General features: G+C 43.6%; 19 protein-coding genes and 2 pseudogenes. 4 read left to right on the plus strand and 17 right to left on the minus strand.

Translation table 11 applies throughout. From position 1 onward, the window contains the following. Positions 1-353: 353 nt before the first annotated feature. The 3 genes from F6K38_RS12215 to F6K38_RS12225 form a co-directional block, all read right to left on the minus strand. On the minus strand, positions 354-1,988 hold the full coding sequence (locus tag F6K38_RS12215) for a beta-barrel domain-containing protein (RefSeq protein ID WP_008178913.1): 1,635 nt from the start codon (positions 1,986-1,988) through the stop codon (positions 354-356). A 170-nt stretch (positions 1,989-2,158) separates the two neighbouring features. Beyond that, positions 2,159-5,371 carry an ABC transporter transmembrane domain-containing protein gene (locus F6K38_RS12220; RefSeq protein ID WP_008178911.1) on the minus strand — a complete coding sequence of 1,071 codons (3,213 nt, stop codon included), beginning with the start codon at positions 5,369-5,371 and terminating at the stop codon, positions 2,159-2,161. A 53-nt stretch (positions 5,372-5,424) separates the two neighbouring features. Then, a complete protein-coding gene (locus F6K38_RS12225) occupies positions 5,425-5,613 on the minus strand; it encodes a hypothetical protein (RefSeq protein ID WP_131826828.1) in 189 nt (62 codons plus the stop codon). A gap of 992 nt (positions 5,614-6,605) precedes the next feature. Here F6K38_RS12225 and F6K38_RS12230 point away from each other — a divergent pair. Together F6K38_RS12230 and F6K38_RS12235 are read left to right on the plus strand one after the other, a co-directional pair. After that, positions 6,606-6,864: pseudogene (locus F6K38_RS12230) on the plus strand (ISKra4 family transposase); the annotation flags it as partial. Between the two features lie 70 nt (positions 6,865-6,934). Then, entirely contained in the window at positions 6,935-7,108 is a 174-nt protein-coding gene (locus F6K38_RS12235) for a hypothetical protein (RefSeq protein ID WP_008191074.1), read from the plus strand. Between the two features lie 134 nt (positions 7,109-7,242). On the opposite strand, the gene F6K38_RS12240 is transcribed toward F6K38_RS12235, so the two are convergent. From F6K38_RS12240 to F6K38_RS12305, 14 genes and pseudogenes are all read right to left on the minus strand, one after another. Continuing rightward, a complete protein-coding gene (locus F6K38_RS12240) occupies positions 7,243-7,377 on the minus strand; it encodes a hypothetical protein (protein ID WP_008191076.1) in 135 nt (44 codons plus the stop codon). Between the two features lie 123 nt (positions 7,378-7,500). Beyond that, on the minus strand, positions 7,501-8,259 hold the full coding sequence (locus F6K38_RS12245) for a foldase protein PrsA (protein WP_008191078.1): 759 nt from the start codon (positions 8,257-8,259) through the stop codon (positions 7,501-7,503). Between the two features lie 246 nt (positions 8,260-8,505). Next, the gene (locus F6K38_RS12250; protein ID WP_008191080.1) at positions 8,506-8,802 is read right to left on the minus strand and encodes a hypothetical protein; all 297 of its coding nucleotides are present in this window, start codon (positions 8,800-8,802) and stop codon (positions 8,506-8,508) included. A 284-nt stretch (positions 8,803-9,086) separates the two neighbouring features. Then, positions 9,087-9,374 (minus strand): hypothetical protein, encoded by a 288-nt coding sequence (locus F6K38_RS12255; RefSeq protein WP_008191083.1) that lies wholly within the window; start codon positions 9,372-9,374, stop codon positions 9,087-9,089. 305 nt (positions 9,375-9,679) lie between these two features. Further along, entirely contained in the window at positions 9,680-9,967 is a 288-nt protein-coding gene (locus F6K38_RS12260) for a hypothetical protein (RefSeq protein WP_008191084.1), read from the minus strand. 288 nt (positions 9,968-10,255) lie between these two features. Further along, the gene (locus tag F6K38_RS12265) at positions 10,256-10,588 is read right to left on the minus strand and encodes a hypothetical protein (protein ID WP_287249001.1); all 333 of its coding nucleotides are present in this window, start codon (positions 10,586-10,588) and stop codon (positions 10,256-10,258) included. A gap of 204 nt (positions 10,589-10,792) precedes the next feature. Beyond that, on the minus strand, positions 10,793-11,128 hold the full coding sequence (locus F6K38_RS12270) for a hypothetical protein (RefSeq protein WP_008191088.1): 336 nt from the start codon (positions 11,126-11,128) through the stop codon (positions 10,793-10,795). A 78-nt stretch (positions 11,129-11,206) separates the two neighbouring features. Then, positions 11,207-11,539 carry a hypothetical protein gene (locus F6K38_RS12275; protein WP_008191090.1) on the minus strand — a complete coding sequence of 111 codons (333 nt, stop codon included), beginning with the start codon at positions 11,537-11,539 and terminating at the stop codon, positions 11,207-11,209. Positions 11,540-12,659: 1,120 nt separating this feature from the next. Then, positions 12,660-13,094: a HetP family heterocyst commitment protein gene (locus F6K38_RS12280; RefSeq protein WP_008191092.1), complete on the minus strand. Its 435-nt coding sequence runs from the start codon at positions 13,092-13,094 to the stop codon at positions 12,660-12,662. A 172-nt stretch (positions 13,095-13,266) separates the two neighbouring features. Next, the gene (locus F6K38_RS12285) at positions 13,267-14,871 is read right to left on the minus strand and encodes a beta-barrel domain-containing protein (RefSeq protein ID WP_287356662.1); all 1,605 of its coding nucleotides are present in this window, start codon (positions 14,869-14,871) and stop codon (positions 13,267-13,269) included. Positions 14,872-15,668: 797 nt separating this feature from the next. Then, the gene (locus F6K38_RS12290) at positions 15,669-18,896 is read right to left on the minus strand and encodes a peptide cleavage/export ABC transporter (protein WP_287356664.1); all 3,228 of its coding nucleotides are present in this window, start codon (positions 18,894-18,896) and stop codon (positions 15,669-15,671) included. 181 nt (positions 18,897-19,077) lie between these two features. Continuing rightward, positions 19,078-19,254 carry a hypothetical protein gene (locus F6K38_RS12295; protein ID WP_008191101.1) on the minus strand — a complete coding sequence of 59 codons (177 nt, stop codon included), beginning with the start codon at positions 19,252-19,254 and terminating at the stop codon, positions 19,078-19,080. A 139-nt stretch (positions 19,255-19,393) separates the two neighbouring features. After that, positions 19,394-19,546 (minus strand): annotated as a pseudogene (locus tag F6K38_RS44155) (HetP family heterocyst commitment protein); the annotation flags it as partial. Between the two features lie 367 nt (positions 19,547-19,913). Then, positions 19,914-20,366: a hypothetical protein gene (locus F6K38_RS12305; RefSeq protein WP_008191104.1), complete on the minus strand. Its 453-nt coding sequence runs from the start codon at positions 20,364-20,366 to the stop codon at positions 19,914-19,916. A 1,410-nt stretch (positions 20,367-21,776) separates the two neighbouring features. Here F6K38_RS12305 and F6K38_RS12310 point away from each other — a divergent pair. Both F6K38_RS12310 and F6K38_RS12315 read left to right on the plus strand, forming a co-directional pair. Next, positions 21,777-22,244: a phosphate-starvation-inducible PsiE family protein gene (locus tag F6K38_RS12310; protein WP_008191106.1), complete on the plus strand. Its 468-nt coding sequence runs from the start codon at positions 21,777-21,779 to the stop codon at positions 22,242-22,244. Positions 22,245-22,264: 20 nt separating this feature from the next. Next, positions 22,265-22,729, plus strand: coding sequence for a nitrate reductase associated protein (locus tag F6K38_RS12315; protein ID WP_287248990.1), 465 nt, complete (start codon positions 22,265-22,267; stop codon positions 22,727-22,729). Positions 22,730-23,169 lie beyond the last annotated feature (440 nt).

A 23,169-nucleotide genomic window follows, 5' to 3' on the forward strand; every position in this document is an offset into this window, starting at 1 on the left:
TGACTGACAAACCTCTAAAACTTGGAACACTCTCAGTAAAGACTATTTTGAACAAAGCTTTATGAAAATTCTGATCAGATTTCGTGAACATTTGGATCAGATTTTGTGAAAAGACTGTGAAATCCTTTATCCATAGGTAATTCAAACCGCTTTTCCCTGACCGTGCTCAATGCTACCTCTGAGCAGAAATTTCCCTAACTGGGCAAAGCCCACGACTTGTCAGTCAATCCCTTTTCCTCCCTTGTACTCCTCTTCCCTGACTGGTTGTGCCATCAGGGTTAATCGACCTGGATTTAGTACCACCCCCATTACCCTACAGGCAGTATGTCGATGGCTAAATTGCGTTAGTCCTGCTATAGATTGACACCACCTTTTTGCAGCTGTCGGATCGGATCTAACAAGAAATCCACAATCCGACGGCGGCGGATAATGATGTCAGCTTTGGCTGTCTGACCAGGTTTGAATCGGATCATTTGATCGTCTTCTGTAACGTAGTCACGGTTTAGGGAAACTTCCACCTCATAAACCGAACCAAGTTGTTGATCAGTTTTGGCATCGGCAGAAAGGGAAGTGACTTTCCCTTTGATGATGCCGTATTCCTGATAGGGATAGGCATCAAGCTTGATTTGCACCGGCATTCCTTCTTTGATAAAGCCTGCCTCCTGATTAGGTAAACTAGCTGATAACACCAGGGGCGCATCTTGGGGCGCTACTTCGGCAATGGTTTGACCGGGTTGAAAGACTTCACCAATATTGGCAACATTGAGGGAGGAAACTACTCCATCCACCGGTGCATAGAGAAACTTTTGTTTGAGCCTAGCTTTCGCACTAGTTAGCAGATTGCGGTTTTCAGCAATTTTGGCATTTAGTTGAGTCAGTTCGATCTCCAACTGCTGAAGTTTCTGCTTGGTCTCTAGCTGAGTCCGATGCACTTCCGCTTGCTTCTGAGTTAGACCTGCCTGAAGTCGTTGGATTTCTGCTAAGGTCTGGTTGAGATCGCTGTGAGTCAGAGTGATCGCGCTGTTGCGATCGCGTATACTCTGCTGGGCTTGATAAATCTGGTCTTGGTTACTGGCTGCTTCTTGCAGTTGGGTTTGGGTAATCACCCGCTGACTCGCTCGTAGGCTATGTTCTGCTTGAAATACTTGTTCTTTTGAGATTGCCCCTGATGCTAACAGGGGTTTGAGATTCTCTAGGCGTTCCTTAAGGGCAAATGCATCATCCTGTCGTTGCTGGAGCAGTGCTTGGGTAGTCGCCTTGAGCCGTTTTAGGCGTTCTAGTCTGTCCTGACTGGCGACGTTTGCCTGCTGATGTTGGATCAGTTGTTCTCGTAAGGCGGCTACTTTAGTCTGTGCCTGAGCGATAGCGGCCTGTTGTGCGTCAATGTCCGCTTTGGCAATTTGCTGACGGGTTTGGGCTTCTTGGTGGATGTTTTCAATCAGCCCTTGCATCTGAATTAATTTGATTTGGTCAGCATTGATCAGTTGCTCCAAACGCTCTACTTCAGTAGCGCCAAGTTCTTTATCCAGTTCCACCAAGACTTGCCCAGCGGTAACCGATTCCCCTTCTTTGACCGCAATCTTGGCGACCTTGCCGGATTGGATCGGATGAATTTTATACACTTCTCCTTTTGGCACTAACTTGCCTGTGGCTTTACCCACTTCGTCAATTTGCCCAAAGGTTGCCCAAACCCCACAGACCATACAGAAGGCGAATCCTCCCAAAAGCAGTCTCTGGGGCAGTACCGATGGTGGCTGATCCAGTAAATTTTGTAGGGCTGTTGACCAGTTTTCAGTGTTGGTAGCCCCTAGTGATGATGTTGGTGTGACCGGATTTTGAACATGATTAGCTGATTGGGGGAGTGGTGGTGCTGATACCGCTGTCCCCCCATAGATCGATCTAATCTCAGCTGAGGTTAGATTAGGGTGAGGGGTTTGTCCCTCAGGGAGTCCCTCTCTAGACGGGATAGATGGTTGTGGTTTGTTCATGGTAGTTCACCCATAATCACTGGTAGTTTTGTGTCTATTGATTTAAACTGAGAACACGAACCTTGGTGAAAGTCAATGTTGAAGACAGTGGGGGATATACTGATCACCCCTGATCACCCCGAGAGCGATTTTTTACAAAAAACATTTACAAACTTTCATAAATGCCAGGGTTAAAGATCCAGCTGCTGCTGGGCTAGGTGGTAGTACAGACCTTTCTCAGCCATGAGTTCGGAGTGGGTACCGCGCTCTGCGATCAGACCTTGGTCGAGGACCAGTATAGAGTCGGCATTGCGCACCGTAGAAAGACGGTGGGCAATGATGAAGGTAGTGCGATCGCGACTAATGCGAGCTAAATTTTGTTGAAAACGTCGCTCGGATTCTGTATCTAGGGAGCTAGTCGCTTCATCGAGAATCAGAATCTTGGGGTTACCCAGCAAGGCTCGGGCGATCGCAATCCGTTGCCGTTGTCCCCCAGACAGGTTAGACCCTCGCTCCCCAACCTTGGTGTTGTATCCCAGGGGCAGGTTTTGAATAAACACATGAGCTTCAGCCAATTTGGCAACTTCTACCCCTTGTTCGAGGCTATACTCAGGTTTGTATAAGGTGATGTTCTCTAAAATCGTCCCTGAAAACAAAAAGCATTCTTGAGGTACCACACCTAATTGAGAGCGCAAAGACTGGGGAGAAACATGTCGGATGTCGTGGCTATCAATCAAAATACGGCCTGTAGTTGGGTGATAGAGTCCTTGGAGCAGCTTGACCAAGGTACTTTTGCCCGAGCCACTGCGTCCGACAATGGCTATGGTCTTTCCAGGGGCAACCTCGAAGGAAATGTTTTGAAGGGTGTATTGTTCATCATCCTCACTATAGCGAAAGCTGACATTGTCAAACTGGACATGCCCCGCGATCGCAGGCAATGGCATCAGGGGTTTTTGGGTATTCTCTTCTGGCTGGGTGGTCAAGACATCATCGAGCCGTTCCACCGATACCAAGATTTCCTGGAACTCATCCCAAAGTCCCACCAAAGACAAAATCGGGCTAATCACCCGACCAATGAGCATATTGAATGCCACAAATTGACCAATCGTGAGCTGTTCCTGAATTACCAGACTTGCCCCGAACCACAGTAAAGCCGTGCCGCTGAGGTTATTAATCAACCCACTGACTGACCCTAAGCCGTTGGCCAAGTTCTGTCCTTTGAATACCATATTCAACTGACCCGTGAGGCGGTCTTCCCAGCGCCAGCGCACCTCTTGTTCAGAGGCTGCTGCTTTGACAGTTGCTACTCCCGACATCATTTCTACTAACAGGGAGTTTTGTGCTGCTGTTTCTTTAAAGATTTCCCTGGACACTTGGCGTAGAAATGGACTGGCAACTATGGTCAAAATCGCAATCGGTACAATCGTTGCCAGGACCAGCAAGGTTAGGTGCCAGTTGTAGTAGAGCATCAGCCCCACATAGACAAACATCATTACCACATCCAGCCAAGTAGCAATGGCTTGCTGAGTCAGGAACGCCTGAATTTTCCCAGTTTCCTGGACTCGGGTCAGGATGTCCCCCACCTGGCGGGATTCAAAAAACTTCAGGGGTAGTGTGAGGGTATGCTTAATAAAGCCACTGACAAAGGTAAGACTGAGTCGATTGGAAAAGTAATCCAGCAGGTAGCGTCTGGTGACACTCAAGCCTATGCTCCAAAGGCCAAAGATGACTAGACCAATTGCAAACACATTGAGGGTAACAACACTTTTGTTAACCACCACCCGATCCAAAATGATTTGGGTAAACAGGGGGGTAATCAGACCAAAAACCTGGAGCAGTAGGGAAGCTAGGATAATTTGCAACAGGACTATGCGATGGGGCCATAGCAATCCCCAAAAGCGATTCAGAGAAATCTTTTGATTGGGAGTCCCTGCTAGCTGGGGAGTAGGATTCAACAGCAGCGCATATCCTGTCCAACCCTCTAGAAATTGTTGTCGAGAAAGCGTCCGCTTTCCCACAGCTGGATCCGCAACAAGTACCTTCTCCCCTTTGACCGAATAGACAACTATATAATGATCACCTTGCCAGTGAGCAATCCAGGGGTTACTCCGATCCGCTAGGCGAGCTAAAGACGCTCTAACTGGAGTAGCTTGAAATCCCAAGGTTTCTGATGCTCTGGCTAACCCTTTCAGGGATGACCCAGAACGCCCCACTCCAGCCAGATTCCGTAGGGAATTCAAGCTAAATCGTTTGCCCCAGTAGCGTCCAATCATTGCCAAGCAAGCAGCGCCACAATCTGAAGAGGATTGCTGTTCAATGAAGGGATAGCGTTGCCACAACCCCTGAATAAAAGGTCGCTTCGTCGGTACGGGAAATGGTATCAGTTTAGACTCAGCCTGGGTCGAGTTACTTTGTGTTTCAGCATTTCCATTGGTAGGGAGGTTGGATGGAATTAGCGGTACTCTGTGACCGGGCTGAGTACGGACTGGGTGGACTATGGCGCTAGTCGCCCCTGATTTCTGGTGTCCATTTTCAGAGGTTTGACCCGTCTGTGGACTCAACTTTGCCAGCACCGGTGCCATCATTTGGGCAGTTTCCCAATGTTCCTTTGGTAGATGGGTTACCCATAAATCGCTTTGAGCAATCCAATCTTCCGGCACTGGCTGAGGATAGCCCCAACTTTCGCCCCTTGCAATAGTTAGTGGGCAATTCTGTTGAACTCCGCCCCTTTCAATCTGACCACTACGTAGCCAGTAACGACCAACTTGGCCAGACTTAACTAAGGACTCCCCAGCGGAAATCCGTGTGTCTACCAGGTAGGGCAACAATTGCTGTAGAGTGATGCTGTCAAGCGATCGCAATGCTGTTAAGGTCTTGAAGAAAATCAAGCGTTGCCGGTGCTGAGCTTGTTGCTGTAGGTGTTCGAGCCACTCCGGTAGCTGTTCTAACCAAGGTTGCAGTTCAGCTAAGGACATCCGAGCAATCTGTCCTGAACTCGCTGCGATCGCTTGGTAAGGATAAGATAGGTTGCACAACAGTTCCTCAGCCCCAAAGGTTGCCCCCTCTTCAAGAACCTGTACGGATACGTCCCGCTGTTTTTCACCATCAAAGCTTAGCAGCCGCACCCGCCCGCAACAGACCACGTAAAAATACTTATTTGGTTCATTTTGAACATAATTTTGGCTTAACTCCCGTCTAGGATAGGGTATAATTTCATCACCTAGATCAAAGTTATGAATTTGGAAGGATTGACTAAATTCTGGTAATAGTGTATTTGATAGGGTCTTATCCAACCAGTTCGCGATTAGGTGTTCAATAACCTCGGAAGATTTCTGGGTCGGGTATTGGCCAAGGGAATCTGGTGGTTGCCCTGATTTTTCTAAACCGACCGTTTTCTGATGCATTAGGTAGAACCCCTTCTTTAGTTAGTTTTACCTTGTATTGACTAGCGCCATGGTTAGGTGGAGTCTTCGGATCCATTTGATTGGCACCAGTATTGATTGTTCAAACAGTACTCTGGGTAGTCACATAGACTCTGGTCTCCCTTTTTCCCTAGTGATAGTCCCAGTAGTGTTCCCTGGGGTTGAATTAGGATTTGACTTAGGAGTACTGTGGCATTCAACAACTGTTTGCCGTTTGATGCCACCTAAGCAATCCCAGCTAATCGAGGTAATAAGTAATAATTTGATGTTCACCCTTGCTCCGGGAGGCTGATCGCCCTTTTTTAGGTAACTTCATGAAAAGCTTGTGAAATTAATTATGAGTTTTTTCCCCTGAAAACTCAATATACTTACATATTTCTTAAAACTTCAAATCTTTTCTACATATTCCTTACCAGTAACCCCAAGGACAATCTCCGGAATCATCCTATGTGAAGTAAATCGGCGCTGTCAAGTTGTTTTCACGATCAATTCACGGTTTTGACAATAGCTTAAATAAAAGTTTATCAAATCTTATTGAAGTTAAGTGGCCAGATTGAAGTTAACCAGCTAGATAGAGTTGTCAAGTTTTCATAACATTTTCACTAAACTAACTATTCATATAATCAGTTTAGTAGTTATCAATAGTTTCACAATTACTTTACTTTCTCTTGATAAAATCTTGTTATAAACTTTAAACAAAATTCACAAGTACAGCAATGTCTCAGCTCCTAGAGAAGCTTTGTGATCCCTGATAGTGTGATCCGGTTTGTCAATTACCCTAGGGGTTATACCCCTCAATAATTCGCCAACTTAAATTCGCCAGCTTACAGACCACCATACTCCCTATCTGGTCGTCATATCATCGACCCTTAAATACTAATGATTAAAACTGATCGGGAGATGGGGAGAAGTAAGGGGAAGCAAAAACGCGGATATTGTTAATCATCACTCATCCTCAGGACTTGAGATCAATTAATCAACAGTTAACTTACCTATTTTTATGGCTCTTCCGTACTTGTTATGCTAAATTAACACTTTGCCAAAGGGACTGAGGCCGTAGGCCACGCGGGGCGCGTTCGGAGCAGGGACTTCGGAGCAGGAGGAAGAGGCAGCTATATGGGAAAAATTTATGGTTAAATAGCCTCATAACCCTTACACAGTAAGCTTTTCGGGGGGGGGTAAACTATAAATTTAGCATAGTAGGTACTGAAGAACCGAAACTATTGAGTTAATATCTCTTTTAAAGAAAAAACAAGCAACTAATTTTTGTAACTATCTAGAAAGTCATCGAACTCGAATTATTAATTATAGTTACTATAAACTTCAGGAAATTTGCTCCATTGCCTGGGATCGTGTATGAATCTACAGTAAAGCAAATTGATCGAAGACTAAAAATTTCTGGGCGAGAGTGGAACTCGGAAAATGTTCCTCAAGTTCTTAAACATAGATGTGCTGATCTAAACAACTGTCTTTAGTGGCAGTCAAAAAGTGGCAGTCAAAAAGTAATTAAAATTCCTACCGCCTGTTTATTTTGAGGCTGGCTATTTGGGTCGCTCTCCCCTGTTTTTTGGGTTGCTCCCCCATGTTTATTTTGAGACTGGAGTTGTACTATTATATGCATTAGATTTTGGTAAGCATTCAGCAGTCAGCCGTCAGCCGTTGGCCACAGACCCAAAGCTGATAGCACCTCAAGTAGCGTGGTCACAGGCCCAAACCTGATAGCTAAATGCTTACTCAAGACAAGGTCAAAAACGGTAATTATTTTGTATAATTGATTTAGAAATGCTATAGGTAAACTACTTACTATAAGAAGCATAGCAAGAGGATGAACTTCTGCTATAAATTCTGCCACTCTAGTCTCTTTTGACAGTAACCTCTTGAATAATGGTTGCTTCATCCCCAGAGGCAGTTGCTGTACTTTCGGCTTGGACTACAACCGTACCATCTGCTGAAACTATCCATTTTCTGATTGTCTGGGAACGTCTCATGGTTACATCACTCTAGTTAGTAATTTTCGTTAGTTATTTTAGTTATGAGGTAAATTAAATTTACTTACCCCTGCTCTCTGCTCCGAAGCTCCCTGCTCTCTAAAACCATTAATAGCATTGGGATTATTCCCCAGTATTGATGGTACTAATTTCACTATGGATCATATAGTTAACTTCACTATTGAGCCACTCTTGAAACATACTCTGTAAAATTTCTTTAGACTTTTCTTCGGTTAATTCAGCTGGAATAAATTCTTCAACTAAGAAAAGATGATATCCTTGTTCGGTTTGCAGGGGATGAGTCACTTCTCCTGGCTGAACACTAAAGATAAGGGCAGCTATCTCAGGCTTAAAACTCCAACGAGGCAACTTTCCTTCATAGCCACACCGTCGCTGCCTTTCTGGGTCTATATCATAGAAATGAGCAGCTTCATAAAAACTGATTTCTCCTTCCTCAATCTGATAGAAAAGCTCCTGAGCAATTTCCTCAGAATCCACCAGAATTTGATAAACCAAAACTTGCTCAAAGTCCAGTCGATTTTGAGCAAAGCTTTTTTCCACATCTTTATAAAATAAGGACTCAGCAAGCTTTTGGGCAAGCAAGCGATCGCTAATTCCCGCTTCCCAATCCTCTGCTGTCACCATCTGATCTGCCAGCCAGGCCAATGTTTCTGCTGCCTTTTCCAAACGATTGGCATAACGGATCTCATCCGCCTGAGCTTGCACGTCTTCTGGTGTGACTGTTATCCCTCTTTCTTGAGCCGCTTTATTGATAACTCGTTGATACAAAACTTTTTGACAGATGCCCTTCAGATGCATCTCCTTTTTCAAGGAGTACATAATTTCCTCTGGAGTCACCGATGCTTTGGAAAGGTCAACCATTACACCCGATTATGAACTATAACTGGAACTACTTACAGTCTTGGTCAGAGTCAGCTGAGTTAACTGTCTGACTCTTATCATCATACAAAAAGCAATTCCTAAATTTTGCCAATTTGCCAAATTGAGGGCGGAGTATTTGCCAGCAAAAATCAAAGTTGAGACTTATCCCTCAATCAAAACACCTCGCCCCTCAATCCCCGTTTTGAAGCCAGCACACAGAAACTAGATTTTATTAAGCTGATAGCTTTAGAAGTATCTGCTAAAAAAGTTAGTCCTCGTGAAAAAAGCTTCCTGAATATCAGGTACTGAGAAGTTATCAGTACCAGCCCTAGCTTCAACAATACCCGCAGTGTTTGTGGCTTTATTAGCAGATGCTTGCACTGCACTCGTAGCCATGTTTCCCTTAGGATCCATGCTCATGGCATTACTCATAGTACTTGCTGCCTCAGAATTTACTTCCGATACAGATATAATTGCAGAATGACTACCGTTCATGGTTGTAAATGAGCCAGGTAACTCCCATAACCGAAAGTGATCAAACATAATCGTTAAACTCCTTTGTTACTAATGGAACGAGTTAAAAACATTTTAATTATTGAAAAATTCACTAATTTTTTTGCATAAATCGGGAACTTCGGATCAGGAATATTCGGATCGGGTAACTTGGAATCAGTGGACGATAATTGACAAAAACATTATCAGAAAAGCGATGGAGCCCTTAAAACCCTTGTTACTATTGCTAGCTTACCTATTGCTAGCTTGCCTATTGCCTTAAAAGGATAAGCAAAGTACCTCACCGAATTGATAACTGCTATATATTTGTTGAGTTATCCAATCAAACGATAAATCCCAAAGGGATCATGGACAGAATAACCCCAGTAATGACGATCCCTAGCCCTAGCCTCAGCTTTTGCCCTAGCTTCAGAAAAGAACTCGTCTACATGGATAAAGCTTTCTACGGAAGTATCGGTATGCTGAGCTAACGCATCGGCCTGAGCATTAGTGGCACCAATGCCAGGACCAGCGAAGGCTTCAGCAGTAGTAAAAACAAAACCACCTAAAATAGGGTGGTCTGTTGCCTGTAGCTCAAAATATTCTAATTGAGCAATTTTCATGAATGATTCTCCTGGTAAAATTAGCTAATGCTTAATTGTGATCGGGAGCATCTAAAAGCAACTAAATATAAAAGCAACTAAAAATGATAAATTGGGAGCACCGTTTTCTGTAAGTACCGAGCAAGATGCTCCCACTACCAATTACGTCCTTATTTTACTAACCACAAGCAAAATGCTTCCACTACCAATTCACAAAAATGGGATGCTCCCATTGTGATTAATGCTGCGGAAAGATGTTACTGATTTTTGCTTCATCTTTCCGCAGCATTGATAGCCTTAAGTCTCAAGGATTACTCTAAGCCGTTTTAGTAATAATGCTTCTTATTCTTAGAAGAACTAACAGATATTGTACTTAGGGTAGATTGAGAACCATGCTCAGTAGTGGTAGTACTGCCAGTGACGTTAGTGAAGGTCTTCTCACCAAAGGCTTGTGCGCGGCCATCAATCGTAGCTACGTTCTCTTCAATGTCAATACCGACGTTGATAAATTTGTTAAATCCGAAAGGGAAGTAAGGTTGGTAGTAGCCATATCCACCCACAACTTTGGGGTCTTCAGCAATAGTTTCTAAATGATTTAGATCAGAAATAATCATTATTTATTTCTCTCCTTTTTGTTTTTTAATAAAACTGCTTGTTTGACACTTAAATTAAACTATCAAAGTTCAAAATGTTTGTCTCGCTAATTTGGCAATTAACCTATTGAGTTCCGGTTTGATATAACTACTGATACTTTAGTATTTTGAAGTTATCAAAATGAATTACTTACACCTAAAATTGAGTGCAATAATCTTGATATAGAATTGAATTTAATGCATTATATTAGGATATGAATACACCCATGTTTACAAATTACTTAATCACAAAAAGTTCCTGATTAAGTACTAACGGCTGATAGCAGAGAAGCCAATACCTACAGACTTGGAACCAGTTACTCCACCTTGCTCAATAGTGATGAAGACGCTTTCTTGCTTAGTAGCAACGTTATTACCTTTATCGCTAGAAGCTTCAGATGTAACACCACCTGAAGCGGTAATACCATTAATGTCTACACGAGAGATAATGCTGGTATTGAAAATTTCGGTTTCAGTGATGTTGCTGGTGGTGTTGAAAACGCTGTTGACATTGTTGTTAAATGTGATTCCAGCAATAGTAGTACCACCTTGAACTTGGCTAGCGTCAACGGATTCTAGATGGTTTAGATCAGAAATAAGCATTGATTTTCTCCTTTTTTATTGTTAATAATGGGCAAACCCATCTAAATTATAGAAACGTTACTCAGAAAAGATTTCAAACTTAATAAGTTAAAATACTTATCATATGAATCTCATATCCAGTAGGCATTTCAAAATAAGATGCGTTTACCCTGAATAATGAATCGAGGTTTACAAATTACTTAATTAGTAACTTGTCCTGATTAATTAATGACGGCTGATTCCAGAGAAGCCAATACCTACGGACTTGGAACCAGTTACTCCACCTTGCTCAATAGTGATGAAGACGCTTTCTTGCTTAGTAGCAACGTTATTACCTGCATCGCTAGAACCTTCAGATGTAGTACCACCTGAAGCGGTAATACCATTAATGTCTACGCTAGAGGTAATGCTGGTATCGAAAACTTCAGTTTCGGTGATGGTGCTGGTGGTGTTGAAAACGCTGGTGACATTGTTGTTGAATGTGATTCCAGCAATAGTAGTACCACCTTGAACTTGGCTAGCCTCAACGGATTCTAGATGATTTAAGTCAGAAATAAGCATTGATTTTCTCCTTGTTGGTTGTTGATGATGAATCGAGGTTTAGAAACTAATTAATCAGAAACTTTTCGTGATTAATTACTAACGGCTGATTCCAGAGAAGCCAAGACCTACAGACTTGGAACCAGTTACGCCACCTTGCTCAATAGTGATGAAGACGCTTTCTTGCTTAGTAGCAACGTTATTACCTTGATCGCTAGAACCTTCAGATGTAGTACCACCTGAAGCGGTAATACCATTAATGTCTACGCTAGAAGTAATGCTGGTATTGAAAACTTCAGTTTCGGTGATGGTGCTGGTGGTGTTGAAAACGCTGGTGACATTGTTGTCGAATTGGATTCCAGCAATAGTAGTACCACCTTGAACTTGGCTAGCCTCAACGGATTCTAGATGGTTTAAGTCAGAAATAAGCATTGATTTTCTCCTTCTTTGTTGTTGATTTTATTTCTGTGGAGCAGCTTTGTTTTAGCTGTTGATATAACTATATCCATATTCCCCTAGGCATGTCTCGCCAATTTGGCTTCAAGCTTTTATTTTTTGAAAATCACTGGATTTACTAAAAGGATGTAGTCAGCAGTAACCAATTCTGGATTAGTTCAAATAGATTGGTAATATTTCTGGGGTTTTAGTCAAGTAAATTCTTAGGAATAAACTGGTCATTATATCTAATATAAAAAAAAATGAACGCCACTTTGGCTTGAGATTGATGCTTGACTCCTCCCACAACTAAAGAGTGACTAGTAACCGATTCTGAATTAGTTCAAAGAGATGGGTAAGGTTGATGGGGTTTTAGTGAAGTAAATTATTAGTAATGAACCGGTTATTATATCAAATCTAATTAAAAATATGAACGCCACTTTGGCTTGAGATTGATGGTTGAATCCTCCCACAACTAAAGTAAGTGCTAAAGTCCGTGCTATGTCCAGTCATTAGTTAATAGCAAAGGGAACAGCGGATCACCGGAACAGGGAGCAGGGAGCAGGGAGTGTGGGAAGTGTGAGGAGAGGGGGCGTGTGGGGAGATCGGGAGATGGGGAGATCGGGAGATGGGGAGATGAAATTAATAATGTGTAGCCCTGTGAGGGCTAAGAATTGGTATAACCTGAGTTCGATATAAGCGATCGCTTGAGGAAAGACTAAGGAATACAAGGGTTGGGCAACTAGGCTAGATTAAGGCTTTCAGGGTTACGTCGAACTTAGGTTAACTAGGGATTAGCCACGCTTAAACCCTTAGATTAGGCCCGCTTAACCATTAACCGTGCCACCTAGCCCTCACCCTCAAAACTAAATTGACAGAGTACTAGGGCTGTTTTTACTAGGGCTGTTTCATTCCGGTCTGTGATCAGATAAAAAAACGCCTCGTCCATCAACAGGTGCGACCCGTGGCGAATTTAATTCGCCAACGAAAAGCGCACCTAATGGACAAGGCGGTTATTAATGAATTACTTTGACCACAGGCTTAGTCTGATCTGGTGTGGTGGTAAGCAGTGGCTGGTAATGACAAGGAGGATGGGTAGGAAAATGATTATACCTGCTCACCACAGGGAAACCAAACAGTCTTGCCGTAAATAATCGGTTAACTTCTTGAGGATGGATTCCTCTTCTTCCAGTTCAGTGATTAAGCACTGTTCTTGATCGCCACCGTGGACCTGTGAAGTTTTCTTGCCAAGGGTCTCTACATAAGCCAGATCTTTGATCTGGCTCAAACGCTGCCGTGCATTCAAGACTTTATTGCTATTGGTCATCATACTAGCTTGCTTCTGTAAGATCATGTCCCGGTTTTGTTTGAGCAAGCGGCTGTAGGTTCTAGAAGGCATGTAGTCTAGGGGGTTATGGCCTGCCAAGCGTAGCATTAACACACAAGCCCAAGAATATTTGCCATCAAGGATGGCTTCCTCGATCTCGCTAAACTTATCAATATCCATCATTTTGTCGAGCTTGGTATTGGCAGAAGGAATACGATAGGTCATGGTTATTTCTTATCCTGTAAGTCTAAAGGTCAATAGTTTATAAGCTGGGGTGCAGTTAACTTGCAGATTTCAAGGAATTACTAGCAAGTTGACTACTAAAAATTAACGGTCAACTGTTAACCGTCAACGGAAAACGATCAGTCAGTGATGAAAGTGATTTGAGAACAGAGCACTATAGATCGATGCCGCTTTTTTGCAGTTGTCGCATCGGATCCAATAAGAAATCGATAATCCGACGGCGGCGGATGATGATGTCAGCATTGGCGGTTTGACCAGCCTTAAACCGGATGATTTCATCCTCTTCAATCACATAGTCACGGTCGAGGGACACTTTCACCTTATAGACTGAACCCATTACTTGATCGGCTTTAGCATCGGAAGAGATGGAAATCACCGTGCCTTTGATGATGCCGTAATCCTGATAGGGATAGGCATCAAATTTCACTTGCACCGCCATTCCTTCGTTAATAAACCCTGCCTCGCGAGTAGGCAAACTTGCGGATAGCACTAAGGGGGCACCTTGAGGAGCGATTTCGGCGATGCTACGTCCCGGTTGCACGACTTCACCAGCATTACCAATGTTGAGGGAAGATATTATCCCATCCACTGGCGCTTTGAGAAACTTCTGTTTGAGCCTGGTTTTAGCAGTAGTAACCAGGGTTTCATTTTCAGAAATTCTAGCTTTGATTTGGGTCAGTTCCACTTCCAACTGTTGAATTTTCTGCTGTGCTTCCAGGCGAGTGGTGCGTCCCGTTGCTTGCCGATGCTCTAATTCTGCCTCTAGTCGCTTAATTTCTGCTAAAGTTTGTTGTAGCTCACCTCGGCTTTGGCTAGTCGCCGCTTCGCGATCGCGTATACTTTGCTGAGCTTGAAAGATCTGTTCGCGAGTACTCAAACCCTCTTGCAGTTTGCTTTCGGTAACAGCACTTTGGCTAGCACGAAAGCTTTGTTCTGCTTGAAATACCTGTTCTTTCGAGATTGCTCCTTCTGCCAACAGAGGCTTAAGGTTATCGAGTCGTTCCTTGAGAGCCACTACATTAGCCCGCCGTTGCTGGAGCAGTTCTTGGGCTGTCGCCTGCACCAGCTTCATCCGTTGTAATCGTTCGCGATTAGCAGCTTTAGCTAACTGATGTTGAATGATTTGTTGTCTAATTGCCGATGCACTAGCCTGTGCTCGTGCGATCGAAGCTTGTTGTGCTTGAACTTCTGCTTGGGTAATCTGCTCACGAGTTTCTGCTTCCAGACGGGTTCTTTCAAGCAGTCCTTGCATCTGAACTAACCTAATCCGGTCTGCATTAAGCACTTTCTCTAAACGCTCTACTTCCTGAGTGGCAAGCTCTGTATCCAGTTCCACCAAGACTTCCCCAGCTTTAACCGCTTGCCCTTCTTTGACCTTAATACTAGCAATCTTGCCTCGCTCAATCGGGTCAACTTTATAAACGTCGCCTTTTGGCACTAAGCTTCCATGAGCTTTACCGACTTCATCAATCTGCCCAAACGTTGCCCAAGCCACAAATATCGTACAGAAGCTTAACCCACCTAACATCAGCAACCGGGGAAGGTTCGCCGGAGGCTGGTCGAGGGTAGTTTGTATCGAGGTTGACCATTTGGACGTACTAGGAGCATGGGCAGTATTGGTTCCTACCTCTGTGCTAGGTGAGGCTACAGCCTCTTGGTCATAATCAGGTCTCAGGCGACCTGATGGCATTAAAACGACGTTACCCTGACGACTCGTAGCCGCCTCAGGTGGGGAGTTGATTGGTTTTGCTTGTGTCATGGTGGTAGATCACGCTAAATTAACATTTTAGGGAAATGACCAATGTTTTGGGAAAGTCAGCGACCAATTCTCTTGCTGCCCTTAGCTTAGAGGGGCGAGTTTGGTATTGTTGGGCAGACCGAAATCTTTGGCATTACCTGACTCTACTTGCCCCTTTTTGAGATAGCTTAAATGCACCCCGAGATCAGAACTTAAACCCTTCCCCTTTAAGTAGCCGTCGGTCGGTCAAACCGCTTGGCTGAGCATGCTGTGAGGTGTGGACTTGAGCAGGACTGACCCTAGAGTTAGGCTCTCCAAGTTATCTCCGTCTCACCTTTAGTGGGGTGCATGGGAATGAATTAAACAAAGGAATTGGAATTAAACTCTCCGGTGAGTGTGCGTCATCGGGGATTGTCAGGGGATTCTAAATGGTTGTTACGAAATGGGTGTGGAGCCATATCTGAACACGTTTTCATCCCCTTCTATTCACACAGGGCTTTTCCACTTTTCTGATAAAAGATCAATTTCATCTGAGTATGTTGCTAAATTTGCAGATTTTTGGCAGCTTTTTACAAAACTTGACATAGTGATAGCTAGCTTCAAATTTCATTTGTCCTTAGTCATTAGTCCTTTTCACATCACTGTGTTGCCAAATTGGCAAATTTTCACATAGTTTGATATAGTGATAAATAGGTTCAATTTTTCTTAGTCATTAGTCCTTTGTGACTAACCAGGGTCTATTGGGATTTACAAAGGACTAATGACTAAATAACTAATAACTAATAACTAATGACTAATGAGCACTTGTTAACGATCTATTAAAGATCTAGCTGCTGCTGTGCTAGATGATAGTAAAGACCTTGACGATCCATGAGTTCCTGATGGTTGCCTTTCTCGACCAGAACACCTCGGTCTAGGACAAGGATGCAGTCAGCATTTCGCACTGTAGAGAGGCGGTGGGCGATGATGAAGGTAGTGCGATCGCGACTAATGCGAGCTAAGTTTTGTTGAAAGCGGCGCTCGGATTCTGTATCTAGGGAGCTAGTCGCTTCATCCAGAATCAGAATCTTGGGGTTGCCCAATAGGGCTCGGGCTATGGCAATCCTTTGTCGCTGTCCACCAGAAAGGGTAGAGCCTCGCTCTCCTACTTTTGTATTATATCCCAAAGTCATACCTTGAATAAAAGCATGAGCTTCTGCTAGTTTGGCTACCTCTACGGCTTCATCCAGGCTGAAATCCGGTCGGTAGAGAGTGATATTTTCGACAATTGTCCCCGAGAACAAGAAACATTCTTGGGGTACCACACCCATTTGAGAACGCAAAGATTGGGGGGAAATATGGCGGATATCGTGTCCATCTATCAAAATACGACCATTAGTCGGATGATAGAGACCTTGCAGTAGCTTCACCAAGGTACTCTTGCCAGAGCCACTGCGCCCCACTAGAGCAATGGTTTCTCCAGCCCTAATCTGTAGGGAAATATTCTGTAGGATATTGCGATCCTCATCCTCGGAGTATCGGAAGGTAACATCTTCCAATATTACATCACCCTTAATCTCAGGTAGAACCAACATTGGTTCTTGAGGATTCTCCTCTGGCTTAGCAGATAAGACATCATTAAGCCGTTCTACAGACACCAAGATTTCTTGAAACTCATCCCAAAGATTCACTAGAGCCAAAATCGGACCAGTGACTCGGCCAATGAGCATATTAAACGCGACATACTGACCGATAGTAAGCTGCTCACTAATTACTAAGCTAGCGCCAAAGTAAAGTAAAGCGGTGCTGCTGAGAGTATTAATTAGAGAACTAATTGACCCTAACCCGTTAGCCAGGTTTCTACCTTTAAATTGTACATTCAACTGATTGGTGAGGCGATCTTCCCAGCGCCAGCGCACTTCTTGTTCCGAAGCCGCCGTTTTCACAGTAGCAACCCCTGACATCATTTCCACTAACATAGAATTTTGTTGGGCTGCTTCTTTAAAGATTTCCCTGGACACCTGGCGTAGAAAGGGACTGGCAATCACAGTCAAGATGGCGATGGGGAAAATCGTTGCCAGCACCAGCAAGGTTAAGCGCCAATTGTAGTAGAGCATTAGTCCAATATAGACAAACACCATCACCACATCTAGCCAAGTCGCAATCGCTTGCTGAGTTATAAAACCCTGAATTTTTCCAGTTTCCTGAATTCGGGTCAGGATATCCCCCACCTGGCGGGATTCAAAAAACTTCAGGGGTAAGGTCAGGGTATGGTTTATGAACCCACTGACGAAGGTGAGACTAAGCCGATTGGAAAAGTAGTCCAGCAAGTAGCGTCTGGTGAGACTAACCCCAATCGTCCAAAGGCCAAAGATGATTAGACCAATGGAGAAGACATTGAGAGTGACAAGGCTTCTGTTAATAATCACCCGGTCAAGAATGATCTGGGTAAATAAGGGAGTAATCAGACCAAAAACCTGAAGGATGAGGGTAGCCAAGATAATTTGCAGCAGGACTGAGCGATGGGGCCATAGCAATCCCCAAAACGGCCCTAAAGAACGTTTGTCGCTGGGAGTAATTGCTAGTTGGGGAGTTGGATCCAATAGCATGGCATACCCAGTCCAACTTTGGAGAAAGTCTTTGCGAGCAAGCGATCGCTTCCCCACTGCTGGATCGGCAACGAGTACCTTATTACCCTTTACCTGGTAGACAACAATATAGTGATCTCCTTGCCAGTGAGCAATCCAAGGATTACTCCGATCCGCTAAGCGACCTAAAGAAGCCCTGACTGGACTAGCTTGAAACCCTAAACTTTCCGCTGCTTTAGCTAAACCTTTGAGGGATGAACCAGAACGACCCACTCCCGCCAGTTCCCGCAGGGAGTTGAGAGCAAAGCGTTTGCCCCAATACTGCCCAATCATGGCTAAGCAGGCAGCACCACAATCAGAAGAAGCTTGCTGCTCAATAAAAGGATAGCGCTGCCAAAACCTTAGGAATCTCCCACCCGGCTTTGCTGGTTTGGGAAAATCAAAGCTTTCTGACTGACTGGGTTCAAGGGGCGTTTGTTGCTTAGGAGTTTCTAAAACTCGCCGAGTCGGTCGTGCTCTAGTCTGGTTTGCATGTGGTGACGGAGTATGGGTCTTGTTAACTACGCCTTGATCCGATGGAGATTTACCGTCACCATTTTTAGCACTTTGCCTGTTCTCCTGATCCGGTGACTCGGTGGAGTTAGCCAAAACTGGTGCGATCGCGCAAGCCGCTTGCCAATGCTCTTGAGGCAGCTGGTAAAGCAATACATCAGTTTGGGCAATCCAATCTGTGGGTACTGGCATCGGATATCCCCAACTTTCTCCGATGCTAGGAAATGGAGCAGAGGAATTTGCCTCTGTTCCTTCTGGCGTTCCCATTTGACCACTACGTAGCCAGCAATGACCAGCTTGGGAAGAGGACACCAGAGACTCCCCAGCCTCAATGCGTGTTTCTACGATGTAGGGCAACAGTTGATTTATGGTAACACCGTTAAGCGATCGCAAATTGGTCAAAGTCTTGAAGAAAATTAGGCATTGCCGGTGCTGGGCTTGTTTCCCCAGGATTTCCGACCACTTTGGCAACCGTTCCAACCAAGGCAAGAGTTGATTTAGGGAAATACGAGCAACTTGTCCTGAACTCGCTGCGATCGCTCTGTAAGGATAGGATAGACTACCTAAGAGATCATAGGCACCAAAAGTTTCCCCTTCTTCGAGTACCTGTATGGAAACCTCCCGCTGTTTTTCAGCATCAAAGCCTAGTAGTCGTACCCGACCCTGACAAACTAGGTAAAGATATTGGTGATCTTGTTCAATCTCAACAGAATCTTGGGATAGCTCTGGTTTAGTATAGGCAAGGATTTTATCCCCTAGCTGGAAGTGATCAAGGTCAAATGATTGACTAAATTCGTAGTTGAGCTTTGGATCGACTGAGTCTAGGGTCAAGCTTTGAAGCACCACTGATAAATTGCTAGCAGGGTCTGGGTTGATAGAAGACGGTGGTTTACTAGGCTCTGCTGAATCCCTGATTATATTCTTCATATGTTAAACATTGAAAATTGATTTTTAACAATTAACCATTTACAATTAACCATTTATAATGAACTACATTTATTTATCTAATAACTTAGTTTTTGTCAAGTCATTAACCGGCTAGTTACCAATAATTCACAAAAAATTCACAAATACTTTAAGTAAACTTCATCGAAACTTTAAATTCCCCCTAGAGCATCTGGTGTAAAGTAAACCCATAAGGGTTGGGGAAAGGGAGATAGGAGGTCAAGTCATCAGCCAGCTCATCAAGCCAATAGATGTCAGCTAGATCTAAGCAGATAGTGCGGTTGATGCGAGTGCAGTTCAACAGATTAAACGGGAAGACGTTGAAAACTAGGCTCTGCATCAATAATCAATCAAACTGACCTAGGCAGGTGGTTAACTTCAGACTTGATGAATCTCCCAACTTTCCCTAACCCTGACTAGACCTTACTAACAACCTGTGATTGTGAGACAGGGGTTTTGCCAACTGGATGCTTACCAGATTGACTATTTTCTTTGATTAAGCGATTGTAGGTTCGGTAAGGGATGTAATGGAGGGGGTTGTAACCAGAAAAACGCAGAACTAACACACAAGCCCAAGAATACTTGCCCGCGATGATAGCTTCTACGACCTGGTTAAGCTGCTCATTATTCATGACTTGTTCAGAGCTCGTAGAGGTTGACGTTGGTTGAGATGTTCTACTAGTTGATGGTCTACTAGTTATTGAGAGTAATTTTTTGGCCATGGTAGTCACCCAGAATTAACGACATCATGTAATGGTCTATACCCAACTGGCAAAGGGAAGTTGCCAGTTCACCGGGGTAATAATTAAGCCTTGGAACAGGTTTTGGATTATTGCAATTGAACCACGTAGCTGACTATGGGCTTTTAGCTCATAGTTGTTTGTCTAAACTTTGTATAAACACGCTTTGTATAAACACTTAAGCTACTACAAACTAGCGTGGGGGACAATAACAAACTCTCAACCCAAGGATTAATCGGTGGAATATGTTGAGGCTCACTCACTCAACATATTCCACCATGATCATTGGCCACAATCGATTTAACAACTGCTGGAGTAGAACCGACTTGAGTTTGAGATCGATTACCAATCTAAATACTTGCCAGTGGGGTTGAGTTTTCCCAATCAGCCCCATATGAGTCCCTTGTAATGTGGGCAGCTCAGTGATTGCAGTTATGTCACAAAATACTTTCAGGAGATTGAACATCCCTTGCAGTAAGCTGATTGCCCCCTTTTTTGCTCCCACCGAGACTGATACGTTTGACGATAGCACATCATTCCGGAAGCTGCTATCGTGTTCAATGCCTTCAGTGCCAACACCAGTGTCGGAGGTGTCAGATGTAAGAACCCTCAGCAATCGGTTCGAGATAGTTAACCCACAGCACTGCCAGCTATGGCTAGGGTCGTCAGTGGGATTTAAACCTACTGCTTTTAGGTTCAATTTGCTAAGCACCCCTGAAAACCTCTTAGTAAAAAGCTGGATTAGAGAACGCGGCGATGGCTTCCGCTTTCCTAATGGTATGTTCATGAGTCTGTCGGATGATTTTTTCAAAGTTGATGCTGTTGTGACACCTAATGTTACACCTAATTTTTCACAATACCAGAGGCTTGCCTACATAGAGTAAGCGCAGATGAGCGTGAAATATTGATCCTATTTCAGGCCAGTTACAACAACAAAAAATACAAACCCTCTTTAAATTCCTCTGTCTTTAGACAGAAAAATTTTATGTTGTCTGGAGTAAATCCCCAAACACCTAGACACCGAAACAGATGAGCACCTGAATTTACCAATATTATAGAGTTTTTATCTAGAGTTTCTGTGTGGCTAACTGCTGAGCTGAACGATTTGAGTATATCTACTCAGCCTTAGCTCCATAACGGCGATGGCGTCTAACCTGAAGTAGTTACAAGTTCTATTCAAAAAGCTGGCCGAGTGAGCTGAAACAATAAAATCAAGCTTCTTGAGCATAGTTACCCTCTTTGATTCTTTCAAAAAAGACAAATCCAAAATTGGATTGGTTTGGCTGTCAGGTTGATGAAGTTATATTTCACGCCGATGATCTTGAACCTGAAACTTTGTTCATCTACAAAAGGAAATCTAGTAAATTCAAGGGGTAATTGTCAAGCGAAAACTCACATTTCTTTTCTACATTCACATTTTGTTCATATTTTCTTCACAAAATTACCAAATTTACGCAAATTTCACACAATCTTCACGTAATCTTGAGTAAGCTGAGAAGGAAATCTAGGACCTATATGTCACCCTGCTCAACTTAAAGATAACTTTAATCAAATCTTTACTATATGTTTACTAAATCTTGCTCCACCCCCAATGTAAATTTTTGTGACAAATATCATGGTCAATCTGCCCCCTCTGTCCCCTCTTCGGGTCTATTCTCCCTCTAGGGTTACTGAACTAAGGAACTCCGTCAAGTGTAGTCGGGTCAGTGACCAATTCCCAATTCCCAATTCCCAATTACCTTCAATCATTGCATGAATCAGCAACGCCCTCCCTCTTGCCGATCGTCTTGGCTTTATGACGTCATAGAGATTGTGATAGTTGAACAAGGGGGGTGGCATCAGGGTAAGCGCAAGAATCAATAAGCTGTAGCTTATTGAGAAAAAACTGGGTTCATTATCAACTATTAAACTCTATTGAGAATCAAGTTCTACGAGATTATAGGGGTTTCGAGCCACGATCAACCGATATCCAGCCAATGCACATTATGGGCAATTTTTTCTGGCGCTTACCCTGGGGGTGGCATCAGGGAAAGGCAACCACAACATTGACTCATCTGTTCCGTTTATACCCCGTCGAAGTGTTAAAATCAACCATCATCTGTATTTTTACTAACCTATTCCTATGAGGCGGTTAAGACAACTCTTCCAAAAACTTAGAAATGCAGGCAAAGATGAGAATTTTTTATACGGGCTAAATCTGTTCGAGGGTTTTGTTTCCAAAGTTCTCTCTTTGGTGATGGTGGTGGTAATATTGGTTGCACTTAGAAGCCTAGTTATCTCACTAGTTAAAGAAATAACCAATCCAGAAGCAATAGTTTTGAGCAAAACACTTTTCAAAATATTTGGACTGTTTCTAAATATTCTCATTGCACTAGAAATTTTAGAGAATATAACCGCTTATCTGCGAAAACATGTTATTCAACTTGAGTTAGTTGTTGTTACGTCTTTAATTGCCGTTGCCCGTAAAATCATTATTCTTGACCTGGAAAAAACTTCTGGAAGCCAGGTAATTGGATTAGCAATTGCCATTATATCTCTATCAATTAGTTACTGGATTATCCGCAGTACTAGCACAAGAAAACTTCATTAATGAATAAGATTGAGAAGACTATGACTAATTTTTTCCAATTTGAAACGGATTTTGTGGATTCTTTACGGTGCATTCCTATACAAGTGCGGATGAAATTAGACACTTGCGGCATCAAACTTAAACTGAGCCACTGGCATCAGTTTAATCAACAGGAGCGTCAGCAACTGGTAGAGATACCCTGCACTACGACCGAGTCAATCCAAAAGTATGGAGACTATGTTCAACACCTAGTTATAAACTATACAGGAAAACCGGCTTCTAATTTACCTGTTGATCCCCAAGCTCCCTGGATGAATTCTCAGGTAATTCCATCTACCGTGGCGGAAAAAGCTATGGAATTTGGAGTCGTAGTAACTCCTCAACAGTGGGCAGCACTAACTCCTATCCAACGTTTTGCCCTGATTAAACTGACGCGCCCTAGTCATGAAAACAAAAACTTTTTACCAGCACTCAAGGAATTCCAATTAGTTATTGTTGACCGTTAACCTACCCTACAAGAGACGGGTGCATCTCATTTTTGCCGTTTGAGCAGGTGGTGCGTTACGGGACGGATGCTGCTGGCGAATTCGTGAAACCCTTATTCTGCCGTAATCTGCTCCCCTCTCCCAAGGTTGGGAGAGGGGCTGGGGGTGAGGGCTGAGGGGGCTTCTTGGTTTGTTAAGAAATATTTCACCAACAGCATCCGGGACGGATTCTCCTAACACTGGCTACCAAGAACATAAGGGGTACCCCGTCCCTAAGGCACCCTACGAACATTTACAAAAGTGAGATGCACCCCAAGAGACCCCTTCAAATATGCCCATTAAATCTGGATTACCTTAACTGCTAGAAGTACCTACCTGATCTACCACGACCTGATCCCGACAAGACTGGTTTTGGGCTTTCTGTATTAGCTCTCGCATTTGATCAACATTATCTAAGGCTG

This window comes from Moorena sp. SIO3B2 (assembly GCF_010692525.1).
Classification (GTDB): domain Bacteria; phylum Cyanobacteriota; class Cyanobacteriia; order Cyanobacteriales; family Coleofasciculaceae; genus Moorena; species Moorena producens.

Coding starts and splice junctions, on each gene's coding strand:
- F6K38_RS12275 (WP_008191090.1), bottom strand. CDS start 11,539: ATGCTTATTTCTGACTTAAACCATCTAGAATCCGTTGAGGCTAGCCAA.
- F6K38_RS12295 (WP_008191101.1), bottom strand. CDS start 19,254: ATGCAGAGCCTAGTTTTCAACGTCTTCCCGTTTAATCTGTTGAACTGC.
- F6K38_RS12240 (WP_008191076.1), bottom strand. CDS start 7,377: ATGAGACGTTCCCAGACAATCAGAAAATGGATAGTTTCAGCAGATGGT.
- F6K38_RS12280 (WP_008191092.1), bottom strand. CDS start 13,094: ATGACCTATCGTATTCCTTCTGCCAATACCAAGCTCGACAAAATGATG.
- F6K38_RS12265 (WP_287249001.1), bottom strand. CDS start 10,588: ATGCTTATTTCTGATCTAAACCATCTAGAATCCGTTGACGCTAGCCAA.
- F6K38_RS12215 (WP_008178913.1), bottom strand. CDS start 1,988: ATGAACAAACCACAACCATCTATCCCGTCTAGAGAGGGACTCCCTGAG.
- F6K38_RS12250 (WP_008191080.1), bottom strand. CDS start 8,802: ATGTTTGATCACTTTCGGTTATGGGAGTTACCTGGCTCATTTACAACC.
- F6K38_RS12220 (WP_008178911.1), bottom strand. CDS start 5,371: ATGCATCAGAAAACGGTCGGTTTAGAAAAATCAGGGCAACCACCAGAT.
- F6K38_RS12270 (WP_008191088.1), bottom strand. CDS start 11,128: ATGCTTATTTCTGACTTAAATCATCTAGAATCCGTTGAGGCTAGCCAA.
- F6K38_RS12260 (WP_008191084.1), bottom strand. CDS start 9,967: ATGATTATTTCTGATCTAAATCATTTAGAAACTATTGCTGAAGACCCC.
- F6K38_RS12245 (WP_008191078.1), bottom strand. CDS start 8,259: ATGGTTGACCTTTCCAAAGCATCGGTGACTCCAGAGGAAATTATGTAC.
- F6K38_RS12290 (WP_287356664.1), bottom strand. CDS start 18,896: ATGAAGAATATAATCAGGGATTCAGCAGAGCCTAGTAAACCACCGTCT.
- F6K38_RS12315 (WP_287248990.1), top strand. CDS start 22,265: ATGACTAATTTTTTCCAATTTGAAACGGATTTTGTGGATTCTTTACGG.
- F6K38_RS12255 (WP_008191083.1), bottom strand. CDS start 9,374: ATGAAAATTGCTCAATTAGAATATTTTGAGCTACAGGCAACAGACCAC.
- F6K38_RS12310 (WP_008191106.1), top strand. CDS start 21,777: ATGAGGCGGTTAAGACAACTCTTCCAAAAACTTAGAAATGCAGGCAAA.
- F6K38_RS12285 (WP_287356662.1), bottom strand. CDS start 14,871: ATGACACAAGCAAAACCAATCAACTCCCCACCTGAGGCGGCTACGAGT.